Source organism: Micromonospora arborensis, assembly GCF_003205615.1.
GTDB classification, from domain to species: domain Bacteria; phylum Actinomycetota; class Actinomycetes; order Mycobacteriales; family Micromonosporaceae; genus Micromonospora; species Micromonospora arborensis.
Genome location: NZ_PYBV01000031.1, coordinates 11,399 through 28,595, shown reverse-complemented (window position 1 = coordinate 28,595; position 17,197 = coordinate 11,399). Strand labels below are relative to the sequence as shown.

The window sequence follows — 17,197 nt, the reverse complement described above, 5'->3', positions numbered from 1 at the left end:
TATCGAAGAAAGGTGTAGTCCCGGTTTCCCACGGGCAATAACCCGCACATGGCGGGAACGGCGGAGGGCGAGGAGCAACTGCTCGGCCGGCGGTACCAAGTCGGTGGATCAGACCGGGCACGACTCGCGACGCGACGGTCGGCAGCCCTCGGGTGATGCGGCTGAGGCATCGCCTGCCCGCGGCGGCGCTCGGTGCGGCTGCGCTCGGCGCGGCCCTGGGCGCTGAACCCACCTGCGCAAACCCGCCGATGCCGCTGCCGATGCCAACCAGCCTCCAACCGGTGGAAGCCGCAACGTCGCCGAAGATCGTTGAGGCTCTGTTGCCCGACGTGGTCGAGACGCCACCGGCCATCCCGCTGCCTCTGCCGTCGGCCAAACCTGTCGTGGCCATACCAACCTCGCTACCCCGACCCCGTACACCTCCGTCGTCCTCGCCGCCCGCCGCACCCGTCGCGTCCGCTTCGGCATCCCCAGCCGCGCGCCTCACCTCGCCGCCGCCATCGCCTCCGCCGTCGCCATCGCCATCGCCGACCGTCGTGACAGCGACGGTGTCCCGTGGCGGCGCCCACGGCGCTGCCGAGGACCGGGCGCCGGCTCGGGGTCCGGCAGCGCTGGCCGTTGTCACAGCGCCGACGCCCAGCCCGCCCGCCCGTCCCGCCTCGGGGCTACCGGCACTCGTGGTGGCGCTCGCGTCCGCACCTGCCGGTGCCGGCACCGGCGTGGTCGATCCACCGACGTCAGCAGCTGAAGGTCCGCCGCCCATCTCCCCGCCGCACCGAGGGCTGACAGTCACCGCCGTCGACATGCACGCTGCCAGCCGTCCCGTGGAGCGGGGCCCTCCGCCGCCACGGCAACTCCTGATCACCCACCCGCGTCCACGACGTTGATCAGGAGAGGTCATGGAGATAGCCGTCATCTGGATCCCCGCCGACATCGAGCCGTCGGAGCCCGCCGTCGCGGTGTGTCTTACGCACCTGCGCCGGCACTCGTACCGCTTGAAGGGGATCATCCGGGAGCCGTGGGAGACCGTCGAGCAGACGATGGTCGACGGGGAGGTGGACGTGATCGTCATCGCCGACCTGGCTCACCTTCCACCGGATCGGTCACCCCGCATCGAGGTAGCCGCCAGCCCCGTATCGCCGGCCGACGAGGACCGACCAGTTCCCGGGTAACTCGACTGACACGACGCAGCGCCCCGTCCGGTGCGAATGGGGCGCTGCGTCCACCAGTGCGTCAACGACGCTGACCCCGGCCTCAGCGGGGCGAGATCCTCAGGTCACGACTCGCCCGGAGCGTTGGCCGGCTGCTGCCCCGGCCAGAACGGCCACTCCTCGAAGGACCGACAGCGTCCGTCCTCGGCGAATCGCATGATCCACAGGTCGCGGTACTCCTGGTCGACCGGGTCGCCGTAGCGGACCTCCTGACGTGACACCGCGGTGTCGCCGTCGACCGCCACGATCTCCCCGGTCATCTGGAACACCTCGTCGGGGCCTTTGCGTTGCTTCTCCCACATCCGGGCGATGGCCGGCAGGCCGACGACCGGCGTCCAGTACGGCCCCTGCTGGTAACGAGCATCCTCGGTGAAGATCGTGACGAGCGCGTCCGTGCCCGGTGTCCGCCAGATGCGCTCGTAGGCGGCAAGCCAATCCGCGACATGCTCCCTGTTCATGACGTCACCCTGCCATTTGGCGGGCGGCAGGCGGCGGAAATCGGCAAGTCGCGGGTATTGGACTCGTCGACCCGACGGCAGCGGTCCACGCCGTGATCCCGGGCGATCTCCGGGCGATCTCCGGGCGCCAGGAAGCCGGACGACCACGCCCTTTGCGGGGACGTGCACGACGCCAACGCAGGGGTTGGATCAGGCAGCCAGGATCGCGGGTCAACAGCTCCGCGAGCAGGCGTTGCGCGTCCTCGGCGACGTCCTGCATGAAGGTCTGCCGGACGAACTCCACCGTCGGCGGGATGGCCCGGTCCGGCGTGGGCTCGATCAGCTCGCGGAGGAACGCCGCGACCTCCGGCGGATTGTCGTCCGCCAGCTACCCGCCGGGCCGCGTACTGCACTGTTTGTCCGTCCCTTCCTTGGAGGGACGGCCGCTTGTATCACGAGCGGCCGACCGGTGCCGGCTCCCACCAGGCGAGCCGATCACACTGTCGGACACAGTGTCCGACGAACTGCTACACGGACTCACGGACGACCCGGCACGACTCGGACGCCGGGTGGCTCACACCGGGACGGCGCCCCTCCCCGCGGCGCCCGCTCTACGAGGTGGGCGTACCCGTCCGGCTGACTGCCCGGGCAAGCAGCCGTCGCCGCCCGCCCCGACCCTCACCCTGGGAGACGTGCGTCATGCCACATCGCTACCTGCAGGAACTGACCACTCCGTCGGTGATCGCCGCCCAACAGCGCTATGGCAGCCGGCCCGCCATCGGACGCATGGTCGTCGGCTGGGACACCGACGCGATGCTCGGCACCGATGAGGCCGCCTTCATCGCCGAGCGGGACAGCTTCCACCTCGCCACGGTCGGCGAGAACGGCTGGCCGTACCTGCAGCATCGCGGTGGCCCACGCGGCTTCCTGCACGTGCTCGATCCGGTCGACGGGCACAGCGTGCTCGCGTGGGCCGACCTGCGCGGCAACCGGCAGTATCTGTCGGTCGGCAACCTCGGCACCTCGCCGCAGGTGTCACTACTCCTCATGGACTACGCCCACCAACGCCGCCTCAAAATCATCGGCACGGCCCAGGTCACCGACGTACGCGAAGCCGAAGGCCTGGTGGAAGGGCTTGGCGTGCCCGGACAACCGGGCAGGGTGGAACGGTTGATAACCGTAGATGTGCATGGCTACGACTGGAACTGCCCCCAACACATCACGCCACGCTTCAGCGAAGCGGAACTGTCGGACGCGCTCGCGCCGATGCGCGACGAACTCGCCCGCCTCCGCGCGGACAACCGCGTCCTACGCGAGCAACTGCACGGTCGCACCCGCCCCGCCCAGAGCCGAGACAGGGACAACCATGAGCACTGATGCCAACGACAGCGCACCGCGGCGACACCCGGTTCCCCCATTCACCGCCGACACCGCTCGGATCAAGGTCCAGGCCGCCGAAGACGCCTGGAACACCCGCGATCCCCAGCGGGTCGCCGCCGCCTACACACCCGACAGCATCTGGCGCAATCGATCCACCTTCCTCACCGGCCGCGACGAGATCGAAGCGTTTCTGACCGAGAAGTGGGAACGCGAACTCGACTACGTCCTGCGTAAACAACTGTGGGCGTTCCACCAGAACCGCATCGCGGTCCGGTTCCAGTACGAGTGGCACGACGCCGGCGGCCAGTGGTGGCGAAGCTACGGCAACGAACAGTGGGAGTTCGACGAGCACGGCTTCATGAGCCGCCGCGAAGCCAGCATCAACGACGTCCCCATCAGCCCGGATCAACGTCGCTTCCACGGCCCGAGGCCCACGGGGGACGACACCGACCTCCCGCTCCGGTGACGGAACTGGACGACCACCGGTAGCCCGGCGAGAACTGACCGGCCCGCACACCCCCGAGGACCTCGGCCAGGTCGATGTGGTGCTCGTGTCGCACGAGCACCACATCGACAACCTCGACATCTCCGGGCGCGAGTACGCGCGCCGTGCCCCACGCGTGCTCACCACCGTGGCGGGAGCCCCGAAGCTCGGTCCCGGCGCCATCGGCCTGCGGCCGTTCGAGCACACCGAAGTCGGCGGTATCCGCGTCACGGCGGTTCCGGCGCTGCACGGCACACCGGAGATCGGCGTGGTCAACGGTCCGGTCATCGGATTCGTGCTGGAGGCGAGCGGCTGGCCGACCTTCTACGTCAGCGGTGACAACGCCTCCGTGGATGTCGTGGCGCTCGTCGCGGAACGGTTTCCGGCGACAGAGATCGCGATTCTCAACCTCGGCGCGGCCTACATCGCGGTACGCGGCGACGGTTTCCTCACCCTGACGGAGGAGTTGGCGGCACGAGCGGCGGCCCTCCTCGGCGTCCGGGCGGTGGTCCCGGTGCACCAGGACGGCTGGGGGCACTACACCGAAGGTGCTGACGACGTGGTCCGTGCCTTCGCGGAGGCGGGCCTGACCGACGTGCTCGTCGACCTGCGGCCCGGCGACTCGGCGACCGTCTGACGAGGGCTCCGCCGGTCACCGCGAGCGTCGACACAGGCGGCGGACAGCATCTCGTCGCCCTGGCCACCGGCCGCCGCGGACCGGTGGCCCTGTCGGCGGGCCCGAGCGCATTGACATCGATGGGGTCGCGTACCGGCTGTCTCCAGCCGATGGCGTTGGCGGCGATCAGAAGGGAGGTGCGTCCTCGCCCATCAACGCCAGCACGACGCCTCCCTTTCCGCTCTTGAGGCTCTGGACCACGACCTTGCCGGTGCTGCCGTCGGGCAACTCCAGGGTGAAGGTCTTCCCGATCGCGTTCTTGGGGCCGTTGCCGGCGCTGTTGGCGGGCCGGAAGTCACCCGCCCACGGCGGGATCCCACCCTTGCGGGCGGGCTCGGCGAAGAGCGCCGCCGTACCCGGGGTCCTGGTGCCGTCGGAGGAGAGAAGCACTGAGGCACTGCGATAGGTAGCCATATACGGCAAGGCTATCCCGGATGGTGCTCGTTCGCGTCACACCAACTGCCGCCAAACACGAACGGTCGCGGTGTCGGCGACGGAGCCGGCCTGTGCAATGCCTTTGCAGTGGCGGGGTGCTCGTGTCAACCGGTCGCGCCGTGCGTGCCGGTGCCGGCGACCGCCATGGTGATCAGCATGCGCCGCCGGCGGCGACTCATCAGTGCGAAACACGCGGTCAGCGTCACCAACTCCAGCTCGGCCCAGACGCCCGTGACGTCGACGTGGATCGTCCCGCCGGGCCGTCCGGGGAGACGCACCGCGAGCCGGTGCTCGTCGCGTACCACCTCGCCACCCCACCGACCGGGCATCCAGCGCGCCACCCCGCCGGGCCCCGGCACGTGCGACCGGAGCAGATCGAGCCGCACCGCCACGCCGTGCTCGGTCTGGGCGGTGGCCCCGATACGCCGACGATCGGTCGGCGCGACCGTCCAGAGGCCCGCGCCGGTGCGGATCTCGCCGCACCGCCAGCTCCAGCCGGTACGCAACGAGGCGCGGCGCCCGGCACCGGAGTCGAGGACGAAGGCCCCATCTTGCTTGCGTACGGTCAGCGTGGTCATCGGCTCAGCCCTTCCCGGCGCGGCCGGGGCAGGCCGAGGATGAGGACGACGCCGACGCTCAGGTGCAGCAGCGTGAGGATCGCCTTCGCTCCTCCACCGATGCCGCTCGGTGGCCCGACCAGGAGCGACAGCAGCAGGACCGTGACCGCGACCGAGGTCCACCACACACGGGCCCGGCTGGTCAGGCGCTCCAGCACCGCGAGCAGCGCGCACCCGGCCAGTGCCGCGACCGCGGTGGCCACGACGACCGCGACCACCGTGATCTGCCGGGTCGAGTTTCCAGAGTTGGCCGCCAGGGCGACGCCGGCCGCCGAGTGCAGGATCGCGAACTCGGCCACCGCCACCAGGATCGCACCGGCCGCCACCGCGGCTCGACGCAGGAGAGGGTTGTTCGTCATGCCCTGAGTCTCCGGGCGCGGCCGGGTCGGGCACGTCGGTCCGGACGCCACGGCGGGTACGTCCGTCGGCGGCACCGGGTACTACCAAAGGAGGTGGCCCGGCCCGTCACGAGCCCAGTAGCCTGCGCTGGTGGATGCGGCGACGTGTGAGGTCAGCCCGCCGCGGGCGTGGCGTTCCGCCCCGGTGGGTGTCTCGACCGTCGCGATCGGTGTGCTCGTCGCGACCGTGCTGTGGTCGGGCAGCCGGTCCAGCTCCACCGTTCTGATCCGCGCCGACGTCGCGCTGGCCTTAACCGCCCTCGCCCTCGTCCCGGTGGTTGTCCGCCGCCCGGAGGTCGGTGGCGTGCTGGCCAGCCTGCTCGTCGCGCTGTCGCCGGTGGCCACCCCGGTGGCGAGCTTCGCGGTGCTCTTCACCGCCCGCAACCGGCCATTCCGGCAGGCTGCGGCGTTGGCGGCGGCCGGCGTGGCAGGCGAGGCGGTGCAGGCGCTCTGGCGGCCGATGCCCAGCCTGCCGTACGGGTGGCGGCTGGCGCTGATGACTGTCGCGTACGCGGCGCTGCTGGGCTGGGGCACCTGGGCGCAGGCCCGGCACGCCCTGCTGGCGGCACTGCGCGACCGGGCCTGGCGGGCCGAGCAGGAGCAGGAAAGGCGGGTCGTGGAGGCGCGGGCGGCTGAGCGCAGCCGGATCGCGCGGGAGATGCACGACGTGCTGGCGCACCGGCTGTCGCTGCTGGCGGCGGCCGCCGGCGCGATGGAGTACCGGCCGGACGCGCCACCCGAGCGGCTCAGCGCCGCCGCCGGGGTGATCCGGGCCAGCGCACACCACGCCCTCGACGAGCTGCGCGAGGTCATCACGCTGCTGCGCAGCGACGACGCCGATTCGCCGGAGGACGCACCACCCGGGCAGACCCTCGCCGACCTGCCGCGCCTGGTCGACGAGGCTCGGGCCGCCGGCCAGCGGGTCGAGGTCGACGATCCGCTCGGCCCGGCGGTCGACCTCCCGGTGACGGTCGGCCGCACCGCCTACCGAATCGCACAGGAGGCGCTGACCAACGCCCGCAAGCACGCCGCCGGGCAGCCGGTGCGGCTCGCTCTCGACGGCATGCCCGGCGCCGGCCTGAGCATCGCGGTAAGCAACCCGACCACCCCCGACAGCGGTGCCACCTCCGACGGCGGCGCCGGTCTGATCGGGCTCGCCGAACGGGCCGCCCTCACCGGCGGTCGCGTCACCCACCACATCGACGCCTCGGGTCGGTTCCAGCTCACCGCATGGCTGCCATGGTCGACGTGACGGGCCCGATCCGGGTCGTCATCGTCGACGACGACCCCCTCGTACGGGGAATGCTGACGATGATGCTCGACGGCGCAGACGGGATCGTCGTCGTGGGCGAGGCCGCCGACGGTGGTGCGGCGATCACCGCGGTGGACCGGCACATGCCCGACGTGGTGCTGATGGACATCCGGATGCCAGGCGTCAACGGCATCACCGCCACCGAGCGCCTGCGCCGCCGCCACCGGCCACCCGAGATCATCGTGCTCACCACGTTCGACACCGACGAACACGTGGTGCGGGCCCTGCGCGCCGGCGCGAGCGGCTTCCTGCTCAAGGACACCCCGCCGGAGCGGATCAGCCAGGCGGTCCGCGCCGTCGCGGCCGGCAACCCGATGCTGTCGCCGGGCGTGACTCGCCGCCTCATGCAACGGGTGGCGTCCGGGGCCGAGTCCTACGAGCAGGCGCGCAACCGGCTGGCCCTGCTCACGCCCCGGGAACGCGACGTCGTGCTGGCCATCGCGCAGGGACGCGCCAACGCCGAGATCGCCACCGAACTGCTGATGAGCGTCACCACGGTGAAAGCTCACGTCTCGCACATCCTGACCAAGCTGGATCTTGACAACCGCACCCAGATCGCCCTGCTCGCCCACGACGCTCGGCTCACCTGACCGGCGCGTCTGCCACGGTCGTGCCCGGACTGGGGGAAATCCCCCAGCGGAAGACGGCTGTCAGCCGGCTCCTGCCCGGGCGACCGCGTGCCTAGCGTGATCTTCCGTAGGTAACAACACGACGGAAGGAGTTCGGGTGATCGAGGCCCGACATCTCACCAGGCGTTACGGATCGACGGTCGCGGTCGACGCGCTCAGCTTCGACGTGCGGCCGGGCAGTGTCACCGGCTTCCTGGGCCCGAACGGGTCGGGCAAGTCCACCACCATGCGGCTGATCCTGGGGCTGGACCGGTGCGACGCCGGCCAGGTGCGAGTCGGCGGCCGCCGCTACCGCGACCTGCGCTGGCCGCTGCGCGAGGTCGGCGCGCTGCTCGAGGCGAGGGCGTTCCACCCGGGCCGTAGCGCCCGCAGCCACCTGGCCGCGCTGGCGGCCAGCAACGCGATTCCGCGGGCCAGGGTCGACGAGGTGCTCGACCTGGTCGGCCTGACCAGTGCGGCCGGGCGGCGGGCCGGGAAGTTCTCCCTCGGTATGGGGCAGCGCCTCGGGGTCGCCGCGGCGCTGCTGGGTGATCCGGCTGTGCTGCTGCTCGACGAGCCGGTGAACGGGCTGGATCCCGAGGGTGTCCGCTGGATCCGGGACCTGCTGAAGTCGCTGGCCGCGCAGGGTCGCACGGTGTTCGTGTCCAGTCACCTCATCAGCGAGATGGCGCTGACCGCCGAGCGGCTGGTGGTGATCGGCCGGGGGCGGCTGCTCGCGGACACGACGGTCGCCGAACTGTCGGCGGGGTCGCCGTCGCTGGAGGACGCGTTCTTCCGGCTCACCAGCGAGGCGGTCGAGTACCAGGGCAACCAGGCGAAGGAGACGGCGTCATGACCACGACCACGGAGGCCCGGGTGCCGAACGGCCACTACGGGCTGGCGCAGGCTGCCCGAATGGAATGGATCAAGCTGCGCAGCCTGCGCTCGACCTGGTGGACCCTGCTCGTCACCGTCGCCGGGACCGTCGGGATCGGAGTCGCCGTGGGCCTGAACACCCGCAGCGCCGCCGGGGACGTGACCAACAACGCGCTCGCCGGAGTGGTCCCCGGCCTGCTGCTGACCGGTGTGCTCGGCGTGCTGACCATGACCAGCGAATACACCTCGGGAACCATCCGGGCCACGGTGGCCGCCGTGCCGCGGCGCCCTCTGCTCCTGGCGGCGAAGGCAGCGGTGTTCGGGGCGGTGACCCTGATCGTCGGGGAGGTCGCGTCGTTCATCGCGTTCTTCGCCGTGGGGGCCACGCTGCGCGACGGCGTCGCGGCACCCACGCTGGGGCAGCCCGGCGTGCTACGGGCGGTCGCGGTGACCGGGGCTGGCTTCTGCCTGATCGGGCTGCTCGGCCTGGGTTTGGGCGCGATCATCCGGCACAGCGCGGCAGCGGTCGGGGTGCTGGTGGCCGGCGTGTACGTGGCCGCGCAGTTCATCGGCTTCATCGCGCATGGCGTGGCGTCGTACATGCCGATCCTGATCGTGGAGAACTCGCTGAGCACGACCAAGCCGGTTACCTGCGGCACGGACGGCGCTGCCTGCCCGGACTTCCTGTCCGCGTGGGCCGGGCTCGGTGTGCTGTCCCTGTACGCCGTGATCGCGCTGACGGTCGGCGGATGGTTGCTGGCCCAGCGGGATGCGTGAATAGGAGGCAGAGCGGTCAGGAAGGAGAATGACGGCATGGGCCTTCCGCTGAGCACGCCGACCGCGGACCTGCCGCCGGGTGGCCAGACGCGGGTCAGGAGTTCGTGGGTGGTCGCCCGCGCGGCGGTCGCGGCGCCGTTCACCCGGCGGATGGGTCGTCAGCTGTTGTTCTGCCTGGCCGGGCTGCCGTTCGTCGTGGTCAACCCGGTGGCGCTCTTCGTCGTCGCGGTGGACCTGATCTGGTTGCTGACCGCTGGCGCGCGGGGCAACCCGTCTCCGGCCAACGTGGTCAGCGCCGCTGCCTGCGTGGGACTGTTGCTCGTACTGCTGGTGTCGACGACGGCGGCCCGGCGGCTCGGCTCGCTGCAGCGCATGCTCGCGACCCGGCTGCTCGGGGCGCGAGTCGGGGCACCGCCGCCGGCGCGCCGGCGCCCCGGTGGCCGGGCCTGGTTCGGCCCGGGCCCTCGCGACGGGGTCGGCTGGCGGGTCGTGGCCTACCAGTTGGCCAAGCTGCCGGTCGGCCTGATCGAGTTGTACGCCGTGTTCTTCTGGGTCGGCGGGCTGGTCAACCTGAGTTACCCGCTCCTGTGGGGGGCGTTCCGTAACCACCCGCCGGGGGCACAGCTGAGCCCGGTGCCGGTGTTCACGCCGTTCGGATTGTTCGGTGCGGGCACGTTTCGCGTCGCGACCCTCGCCGGCACGTTCGCCGCCGCCGCGGCGGGAGCGGCGATGCTGCTAGCCGCCCCGTGGGTCATCAGGGCCGTCACGGCCGCCGACGCCTGGCTGATCCGAGGCCTGCTCGGGCCTGGGCGGCTGGCGCAGCGGGTCCACGACCTGGAGCTGAGTCGGGCGCTGGCCGTGGACGACTCGGCCGCCCTGCTGCGGCGGCTGGAGCGGAACCTGCACGACGGCGCGCAGATCCGGCTGGCCACGCTGGCCATGAACCTCGGCATGGCCCGGGAAAAGCTCGGCGACGACGGCGAGGTCCGGGACGCCGCGGCGGTCCGCGAGTTGGTCGACGCCGCGCTGCGGGGCGCCAAGGACGCGATCGGTGAGCTGCGCGGCCTGGCCCGCGGGATCCACCCGCCGGCGCTAGACAACGGGCTGGCGGACGCCGTCGCCTCGTTGGCCGCCGACAGCGCGATCCCGGTCGAGCTGGAGTTCAGGATCCCGGTCCGGCCCACTCCCGCGATCGAAACCATCGCGTACTTCTGCACCGCCGAACTGCTGGCCAACGCGGCGAAGCACAGCTTCGCGAACAAGATCGCCATCCGGGTGGCCGGAGCGCGGGACGTGCTGTTGCTCAGCGTCGCCGACGACGGCACGGGAGGTGCCGACCCGGCCCGGGGCACCGGCCTGGCCGGGCTGGCGCAGCGGGTCGCCGTGGTGGACGGCGCGCTCACGATCGCGAGCCCGCCCGGTGGCCCAACGAAGATCACCGTCGAGCTCCCGCTGCGCGCATGAGTATGCGGGTGGTGATCGCCGAGGACGCGGCCCTGTTCCGGGCAGGGCTTGCCCGGCTCATCGAGGACCACGGCCACCGGGTGTGCGCGGCCGTGGGCGACGGCGACGCGCTGCTGGCCGCGGTGGCCGAGCATCAGCCCGACGTCGTGGTGGCCGACATCCGGATGCCGCCGACGCACACCGACGAGGGGCTGCGCGCCGCGCTCGAGATCCGCCGCCAGCACCCCCGCACCGGGGTGCTGGTGCTGTCGCAGTACATCGAGACGAAGTACACGGCCCGACTGCTGGAGGGCAATGCGGCGGGTGCGGGCTACCTGCTGAAGGAACGAGTGGCCGACGTCGCCGAGTTCGTCGACGCGCTGGCACGGGTCGCCGCCGGCGGCACGGCGCTCGACCCCGAGGTCGTCGGCCAACTGCTGCGCGTCAGCCGCCGCGCCGACGGCGTGGCGGCGCTGACCGCACGCGAACGCCACGTGCTCGCGCTGATGGCGGAGGGCCGTTCGAACGCCGGCATCGCCGGCGCGCTCGTGGTGACCGGCGGAACCGTGGAGAAGCACGTCGCGAGCATCTTCGACAAGCTGGGGCTGCCCCCTGACGAGGCCGACAACCGCCGTGTCCTCGCGGTCCTGCGCTACCTGAGCTCGTAAATCCGAGCCCGGGTGGGGGTTAGCCCCCAGGTCAGGTTTCGGGCTTTCCGGTTGGTGCCGACATAGAGGCTCTTCATACGGTTTGTGCACAGTCGCTTTCCGAGAGGAGCCCAGGTGTGAGTACACGTTCGGCAGTCCACAGGACGGTGCGGTGGCGCAGATTCGTGGCGGCCGCGACGGCTGGCACGGTGCTGGCCGCGACAATTGGCGCTGGGGTCGGGTCGGCCGCGCCTGGCGCCCCGGAGCACCGTTCCACGGCGACGGTGCTGCAGCACGGCCTCGACGATCTGCACGGCCTCGGCGTATCCGGGGCGCAGGGCCTGGTCCGCGACGAGGGCCGGGTGACCGCGGCCCGCAGCGGCGTGGCCGACCGGGACACCGGTGCACCGATGCCGATCGACGGGTACTTCCGGATCGGCAGCACCACGAAGACCTTCGTGTCGGTGGTGCTGCTCCAACTCGTCGGCGAGGGCCGGATCGGGCTGGACGACCCGATCGAACGCTGGCTGCCCGGTGTCGTCGACGGCAACGGCAACGACGGCCGGCACGTCACCGTACGGCAGGTCCTGCAACACACCAGCGGCCTCTACGACTCCACCGGTGACCTCGCCGCGCTGCAGTCGGCCGACGAGTTCCTGGCGCACCGCTTCGACCATTACACCGAAGCGCAGTTGGTGACGACCGCGATGCAGCACCCACCGCTGTTCGCCGCCGGCACACAGTGGAGCTACTCGAACACCAACTACCTGGTGGCCGGGATGCTCGTCGAACGGGTCACCGGACACCGTTGGCCCACCGAGGTGCGTTCCCGGATCCTGCTGCCGCTGCACCTGACCCACACGTTCTACCCCGGCGACCGGCCGACCCTGCCGCAGCCGCACGGCCAGGGGTACCGGCAGTTCGCGCCGGGCGGGCCGCTGGTCGACACGACCGTCTTCAATCCGACCGTGACGGCGTCGGCCGGCGGCCTGGTCAGCACCACCACCGACCTGACCCGCTTCTGGCAGGCAATCGGGAGCGGCCAGCTTCTGCGGCCCGGGCAGATGGCCGAGCTGCGCCAGACCGTGCTGGCCGACGGGTTCCAGGGCATCCGACCAGGCATCCGCTACGGGCTGGGCATCATGTGGATACCCAACCGGTGCGGCGGTTCCTGGGCGCACGTCGGCTCCATGCCCGGGATGAGCACCCTCGCCGCGGTCACCCCGGACGGACACCGCTCGACGGTCTTGTACCTGGCCACCGAGCTGGCCGACCCGGGCCCGGCAACGGCGGTCATCGAGCGGGAGATGGCACTGCTCGACGACCTGATCTGCGGCTGACGGTCGGTTCGACCTGCACCGGTCGGCGGCGAGGACCTTCGCGGCGTCGTCGTCCGGTGCAGGTGTGTGGGATCGATGCCCGCTATCGAGGCGTGGCACGCGGCATGATGTGCCGTTCCCCGGTGTCGGCCATCGAGTGCAACATTCCTGCGGCGAGCGGGATGAGCCGGGCAAGGCCGGGTTGACGGTTACGCCTGGCCAACTCCGGTCCGAGTCTGGTCATGAGCCGGGTCAGCGCCGGTAGCGGGCGGACGAAGAGCGTGATCTCGCTGATCAGGCCGTCCTCGTGCAAGCGTAGACGCTGCGCTTCATACAGGCGCCGGCCGTCGACGTTGGCTTCATAGAACAGCGCCACCGTACGGCCCTCGGCGACCTGGTCGGTATAGGTGATGCCGTCGATCGCCGCCAGGGCCACCTCGAGTAGATCGCGTACCTGTTGGCGACCCTGGAAGGTGAACTGCTCGGTGATCGGCGAGACCAGTGTGACCTCGGGGCTGAGAGCGGCGACCGCTGCCGCGGCGTCACCTGCCTCGCCTGCGGCACGCCATGCGGCGACGGCGTGATACGGCTGATCCACCGGTACTCCTTTCGGACCACGGCCCGGGTTTCGGCACCGAGCAGGTCTTCGTCGTCGCACGGTAGGCGTTCCTGCAACAGGGTATGACACTCCTTCGATCCCGCGGACGACTCGACTGATCGGGCATCGCCATCGATCAAGGCAGATCGGCGGGCGGCCCGCTGGCGGCGGAGCAATCGGTCAGGCGCGGGGTCGGCTGGTGATGCCGTCCAGGACGAGGGCCAGGTTGTGGTTGAAGGTCTCCTCGGCATTGAGGTGGGCGCCGTCGATGACGAGCCGCGCGATGGTCGGGTACCTGCCGGTTTTCAACATGCGTGTGAGGTAGGGACCGCGGCTGGCTTGGAAGGCGGCCTCGTCGGTGCCGGTGGATCGGGCGGTGCGCCGCTCGGTGACCTCTCTGCGGACCGCTCCGATGATGAAGGCGTTGAGGGCGCCCAGAGCCCGTTGCAGATCGTCGATGCCGCGCACACCGGGGGCCTCGCTCAGCGCGGCGGCGTTCGCTTCGCCCACGGCGAGCGCGTGAGGTCCCAAGTGTGGCCGTCCGCCGAGCAGGTCGGCAAACCACTCGTGCTCAAGGGCGGCTTCGCGGGTCGCCTGGGCGATGGTCAGCACCGTGGAGCGCCACTCGGAGTGCTGGCCGACGTCGGCGATCCGGGCATAAACAACGTCGACCATCAGATCAAGTAGTTCGGATCTGTTGGTCACGTAGTCGTAGAGCCGCATCGGACCGACGCCGAGCTCTTTGGCGATCTTGCGAAGTGACAGGCCGTCGAGGCCGTGGGCGTCGGCAAGCCGGATCGCCGTGGCGGCGATCTTCTCGCGACTCAACGGCACCGGTGCCGCCCGCGGCTGAGGTTCGGGCCGCTCCCAGACGGGCAACGGGTCACTACCGTACGGTGTATCCACGAAGACAGTGTACGGTAACGGGGTGAGTATGCGAATTGCGATCGCTGGTGGCGGTCTCGGCGGGCTGACGTTGGCACGGGTCCTGCATCGGCACGGCATCGACGCGGTGGTGTACGAGCGCGAGGCGAGCCGATCCGCTCGACAGCAGGGCGGCTCACTCGACCTGCACCCGGAGTCGGGGCAGCAGGCCCTGGCCGACGCGGGTCTCGCCGGCCGGTTCCGGTCTGCGGCGCGGCCCGAGGGCGAGGAACATCGCATCGTCGACCCGACCGGACGCACCCTGGTACACCACGAGCCGCAACCTGGCTCATTCTCCGGACGTCCCGAGATCGACCGGGGCGTACTGCGTGACCTTCTGCTCGATTCCCTCCCCGACGACACGGTGGTCCGGGATCGCCGGCTTGTCGCGGCGACCCCGCGACCTGAAGAGGGCTGGGACCTGACGTTCCAGGGCGGCCACCGAACCACCTGCGACATCCTCGTTGGCGCGGACGGCGCCCGCTCAGTCGTCCGGTCGCTGCTCACCGACGTCCGACTGTCCTATGTGGCCACCCTGGTGGAGCTGCACATCGAAGACGTCGACCGACGCCACCCCGACCTCGCCGAGCTGGTCGGCCCGGGCAACCTGTGGTGCGTGGGCGTGAACCAGATCCTGGCAGCGCAACGCCTTGGCGACGGCAGCCTACGTGTCGGGGTCTCGCTGCGCGCGGAAAATCGCCCCATCGACACGTACCGCAGCAAGCGCGCGCTGCTGGACATCTTCGGTGGCTGGGACCCGCGCCTCACCGCACTCATCGAGGCCGGCGACAGCGCGCCGAGGCCGCGTCTGATCGAGGCCATGCCCATCGGTACGCGCTGGGCCACCCGGCCGGGCGTCACCTTGATCGGCGACGCCGCGCACCTCATGCCGCCGGTCGGCGAGGGCGCCAACCAGGCCATGCTCGACGGCGCCGAACTCGCCAGCCGACTCGCCGCCAATCCCACCGACCCGGAGTCGGCAATCCGGGCGTACGAGGAGGGGATGTTCACCAGGATCCACCCGATCGCCGAAATGTCCACACGAGTCCAGGCGATGATGCTGTCCCCGACCGCGGCGGACGACATCGTCCGCTTCTTCACGCCCCAGCCCGCCGAACCGTCGACCGCAGGCTGACAGTCGCCGGGGTTTCGCCGGCTGTCGCTTCCGGGTAGCGGATGGCTCATGAACCGCAATCTGGTGCAGGGTCTGCAGGTTGCGTGGGGGCTGCCGGAGTTCCGCACCGGCCTGCGACACCTCATCGATCTCGACGAGGTCGCCGCGCTGCTCGCCACGCTGTCCGTGCCGGACCACGACCGCGAGGTGGAACGCAGCCTGTTGGGTCTGCTGCGGTCCGGCCTGGACACGGTCGAGATTCGGGAAGCGGTGTTGCTGCTGCTGGAGCAGGACGAGGTGCGCCGGCCGCTCGTCGCGGCGGCGGTGGAGCCGCTTGCGGACCGGCCGGGTCAGGTAGCCGCCATCACGTCGGCGGCCGAGGATCCCGCGGTACGCCGTGAGATCCGGGCGGTGCTGGACAGCGCCAAGGTGCGCGAGCTGATCTGGCAGGCGATCGAGAACCAGGTGAGCGACAACCGGTTCGGCCTGATCCGCCGGGCGGCGGTGCTGTTCGTGCGGCACCCGAGCGTCCGGCGTCTCGCATGGGCCATGCGCCGCCACGGCGTGTTGCGCGAGCTACGCCGCAAGCAGTGACCGACGCCGTGCCCTCGATTACGGTGGCGATGAATGGGGGTGGGCCATGGCGCCGGAGGTGTCGCCGCGAAGGGCCAAGGCCGTGCTCGTCGCGCTCTCCTTCGCCGCGTTCGCGTTCATCACGACCGAGCTGCTGCCCGTCGGGCTGCTGACCCACATCGCACCCGATCTCGACAGGTCCCGCTCTCAGGTGGGTCTGCTGGTCAGCGGTTACGCCGTCGTGGTCGTGGTGGCGTCGGTGCCGCTGGCCCGGCTGACCCAGCGGATCCCCCGGCGTCACCTGCTCGGCGTCACGATGCTCCTGTTCGCCGCCGCGAACGGCATCGCCGCGCTCGCGCCGACGTACGCCGTGCTGGCCGGCTCCCGCCTCGTGACCGCCCTCGCCCAGGCGCTGTTCTGGTCCATCGCCACGGCGACCGTGGTCGGGCCTTTTCCGGTCGCGGTGCGCGGCCGGGTGGTGGCGCTGTTCGGAGCCGGGGCGACGCTCTCCCCGGTGCTCGGCGTACCCCTCTGCACCTGGCTCGGGCAGCAAGCCGGTTGGCGCGCGGCGTTCGCGGTGCTGGCCGGGGTCGGTCTGGCGATCGCCGCCGCGGTCCTCGTCCTGCTCCCCTCCTATCCCCCGGCAGCCGGCGGCGGCGCCCGGGGCACCGCGCCGGACGGGCGACGCTTCGCCGTGTTGCTGCTCGCGACCGCCCTCGGCATCGGCGGCTTCATGACCCTGCAGACCTACATCACACCGTTCCTGCTCGACGTCAGCGGCTTCGCCGACGCGGTCCTCGCGCCGCTGCTGTTCGTCGCCGGCACCGCCGGCGTCGTCGGCACCCTGGCTGCCGCCCGGACCCTGGACACCCGGCCGATCGCCTCCCTGCTGACGCCGCTGAGCATCGGCACCGCCGCGCTGTGCGGCATGTACGCGCTCGGCGCACTCCGGCCCGGCGCGGTCGCATTCATCGCCGGGATCGGTCTCGCCTACGCGGCGTTCGGCTGCGCCGTGCAGAACCGGATGCTGCAACTGGCCCCGGGCAGCACCGACATCGCGTCGGCCGGCGTCAGCACCGCCTTCAACGCCGGCATTGCCGGCGGGTCACTGCTCGGCGGCGCCCTCCTGTCCACCTCGGGGGCACGCCCGCTGGCACTCGTCGGCGGACTGCTGACACTGGCCGCCCTCACGCTGCTCGCCGTGGACGCGCGGTGGGGCCGCGCCACCCGGCCAGCGTCGACCGTCGCCCGTCCCCCCGCCAACACCGCGGCCATGCGGCAGGTCACACCCGCCCGGACGGCATCGCCATCTCACGACAGGCAGAGTGCGTTCGGGGAGTGGCTGGCGCGAGAGGCTGGCGCATAGGG

The 17,197-nt window shown here is 71.3% G+C and carries 20 protein-coding genes; 14 read left to right on the top strand and 6 right to left on the bottom strand.

Annotated features, from left to right (window positions below; all coding sequences use genetic code 11):
• Nucleotides 1-899: 899 nt before the first annotated feature.
• A complete protein-coding gene (locus C7C45_RS23975; protein WP_110565959.1) occupies nucleotides 900-1,172 on the top strand; it encodes a hypothetical protein in 273 nt (90 codons plus the stop codon).
• Nucleotides 1,173-1,276: 104 nt separating this feature from the next.
• On the opposite strand, the gene C7C45_RS23970 is transcribed toward C7C45_RS23975, so the two are convergent.
• Nucleotides 1,277-1,669: a nuclear transport factor 2 family protein gene (locus tag C7C45_RS23970; RefSeq protein ID WP_110565958.1), complete on the bottom strand. Its 393-nt coding sequence runs from the start codon at nucleotides 1,667-1,669 to the stop codon at nucleotides 1,277-1,279.
• A gap of 717 nt (nucleotides 1,670-2,386) precedes the next feature.
• On the opposite strand from C7C45_RS23970, the gene C7C45_RS23965 reads away from it, so the two are divergent.
• From C7C45_RS23965 to C7C45_RS23955, 3 genes are read left to right on the top strand one after another with little or no spacing between them, the layout of a single operon-like run.
• Nucleotides 2,387-3,025 carry a pyridoxamine 5'-phosphate oxidase family protein gene (locus tag C7C45_RS23965; protein ID WP_244200535.1) on the top strand — a complete coding sequence of 213 codons (639 nt, stop codon included), beginning with the start codon at nucleotides 2,387-2,389 and terminating at the stop codon, nucleotides 3,023-3,025.
• On the top strand, nucleotides 3,015-3,494 hold the full coding sequence (locus C7C45_RS23960) for a nuclear transport factor 2 family protein (RefSeq protein WP_110565956.1): 480 nt from the start codon (nucleotides 3,015-3,017) through the stop codon (nucleotides 3,492-3,494). The genes C7C45_RS23965 and C7C45_RS23960 overlap by 11 nt, the downstream gene beginning before the upstream one ends.
• Nucleotides 3,433-4,149 (top strand): MBL fold metallo-hydrolase, encoded by a 717-nt coding sequence (locus C7C45_RS23955; protein WP_110565955.1) that lies wholly within the window; start codon nucleotides 3,433-3,435, stop codon nucleotides 4,147-4,149. Before C7C45_RS23960 ends, C7C45_RS23955 begins: the two co-directional genes overlap by 62 nt.
• A 165-nt stretch (nucleotides 4,150-4,314) precedes the next feature.
• Here the strand turns inward: C7C45_RS23955 and C7C45_RS23950 are convergent, their stop codons facing one another.
• The 3 genes from C7C45_RS23950 to C7C45_RS35175 form a co-directional block, all read right to left on the bottom strand.
• Complete coding sequence (locus C7C45_RS23950) at nucleotides 4,315-4,602, bottom strand: hypothetical protein (RefSeq protein ID WP_244200533.1); 288 nt, start codon at nucleotides 4,600-4,602, stop codon at nucleotides 4,315-4,317.
• Nucleotides 4,603-4,727: 125 nt separating this feature from the next.
• Nucleotides 4,728-5,201 carry a hypothetical protein gene (locus tag C7C45_RS23945; protein ID WP_110565953.1) on the bottom strand — a complete coding sequence of 158 codons (474 nt, stop codon included), beginning with the start codon at nucleotides 5,199-5,201 and terminating at the stop codon, nucleotides 4,728-4,730.
• Complete coding sequence (locus C7C45_RS35175) at nucleotides 5,198-5,599, bottom strand: DUF6069 family protein (protein ID WP_110565952.1); 402 nt, start codon at nucleotides 5,597-5,599, stop codon at nucleotides 5,198-5,200. Before C7C45_RS35175 ends, C7C45_RS23945 begins: the two co-directional genes overlap by 4 nt.
• 130 nt (nucleotides 5,600-5,729) lie before the next feature.
• Between C7C45_RS35175 and C7C45_RS23935 the strand changes: the two genes are divergently transcribed.
• The 7 genes from C7C45_RS23935 to C7C45_RS23905 all read left to right on the top strand — a co-directional run bounded on the left by C7C45_RS23935 (nucleotide 5,730) and on the right by C7C45_RS23905 (nucleotide 12,641).
• Entirely contained in the window at nucleotides 5,730-6,890 is a 1,161-nt protein-coding gene (locus C7C45_RS23935; protein WP_110565951.1) for a sensor histidine kinase, read from the top strand.
• On the top strand, nucleotides 6,878-7,540 hold the full coding sequence (locus tag C7C45_RS23930) for a response regulator (protein WP_110565984.1): 663 nt from the start codon (nucleotides 6,878-6,880) through the stop codon (nucleotides 7,538-7,540). The genes C7C45_RS23935 and C7C45_RS23930 overlap by 13 nt, the downstream gene beginning before the upstream one ends.
• 136 nt (nucleotides 7,541-7,676) lie before the next feature.
• Nucleotides 7,677-8,414: an ABC transporter ATP-binding protein gene (locus tag C7C45_RS23925; protein ID WP_110565950.1), complete on the top strand. Its 738-nt coding sequence runs from the start codon at nucleotides 7,677-7,679 to the stop codon at nucleotides 8,412-8,414.
• Nucleotides 8,411-9,211, top strand: coding sequence for an ABC transporter permease (locus C7C45_RS23920; RefSeq protein WP_110565949.1), 801 nt, complete (start codon nucleotides 8,411-8,413; stop codon nucleotides 9,209-9,211). The genes C7C45_RS23925 and C7C45_RS23920 overlap by 4 nt, the downstream gene beginning before the upstream one ends.
• 36 nt (nucleotides 9,212-9,247) lie before the next feature.
• On the top strand, nucleotides 9,248-10,675 hold the full coding sequence (locus C7C45_RS23915; RefSeq protein WP_110565948.1) for a sensor histidine kinase: 1,428 nt from the start codon (nucleotides 9,248-9,250) through the stop codon (nucleotides 10,673-10,675).
• Nucleotides 10,676-10,677: 2 nt separating this feature from the next.
• A complete protein-coding gene (locus C7C45_RS23910; RefSeq protein WP_110565947.1) occupies nucleotides 10,678-11,322 on the top strand; it encodes a response regulator transcription factor in 645 nt (214 codons plus the stop codon).
• 116 nt (nucleotides 11,323-11,438) lie between these two features.
• Nucleotides 11,439-12,641: a serine hydrolase domain-containing protein gene (locus C7C45_RS23905; RefSeq protein ID WP_244200532.1), complete on the top strand. Its 1,203-nt coding sequence runs from the start codon at nucleotides 11,439-11,441 to the stop codon at nucleotides 12,639-12,641.
• Between the two features lie 82 nt (nucleotides 12,642-12,723).
• Here the strand turns inward: C7C45_RS23905 and C7C45_RS23900 are convergent, their stop codons facing one another.
• Together C7C45_RS23900 and C7C45_RS23895 are read right to left on the bottom strand one after the other, a co-directional pair.
• A complete protein-coding gene (locus C7C45_RS23900) occupies nucleotides 12,724-13,218 on the bottom strand; it encodes a nuclear transport factor 2 family protein (protein WP_167454814.1) in 495 nt (164 codons plus the stop codon).
• 180 nt (nucleotides 13,219-13,398) lie between these two features.
• On the bottom strand, nucleotides 13,399-14,097 hold the full coding sequence (locus C7C45_RS23895) for a TetR/AcrR family transcriptional regulator C-terminal domain-containing protein (protein WP_167454813.1): 699 nt from the start codon (nucleotides 14,095-14,097) through the stop codon (nucleotides 13,399-13,401).
• Nucleotides 14,098-14,152: 55 nt separating this feature from the next.
• Here C7C45_RS23895 and C7C45_RS23890 point away from each other — a divergent pair, with 55 nt between their 5' ends.
• The 3 genes from C7C45_RS23890 to C7C45_RS23880 are packed head-to-tail and all read left to right on the top strand — an operon-like array spanning nucleotide 14,153 to nucleotide 17,195.
• A complete protein-coding gene (locus tag C7C45_RS23890) occupies nucleotides 14,153-15,277 on the top strand; it encodes an FAD-dependent oxidoreductase (protein WP_110565944.1) in 1,125 nt (374 codons plus the stop codon).
• 48 nt (nucleotides 15,278-15,325) lie between these two features.
• Nucleotides 15,326-15,850 (top strand): hypothetical protein, encoded by a 525-nt coding sequence (locus C7C45_RS23885; protein ID WP_110565943.1) that lies wholly within the window; start codon nucleotides 15,326-15,328, stop codon nucleotides 15,848-15,850.
• A 46-nt stretch (nucleotides 15,851-15,896) separates the two neighbouring features.
• A complete protein-coding gene (locus C7C45_RS23880) occupies nucleotides 15,897-17,195 on the top strand; it encodes an MFS transporter (protein ID WP_110565942.1) in 1,299 nt (432 codons plus the stop codon).
• Nucleotides 17,196-17,197 lie beyond the last annotated feature (2 nt).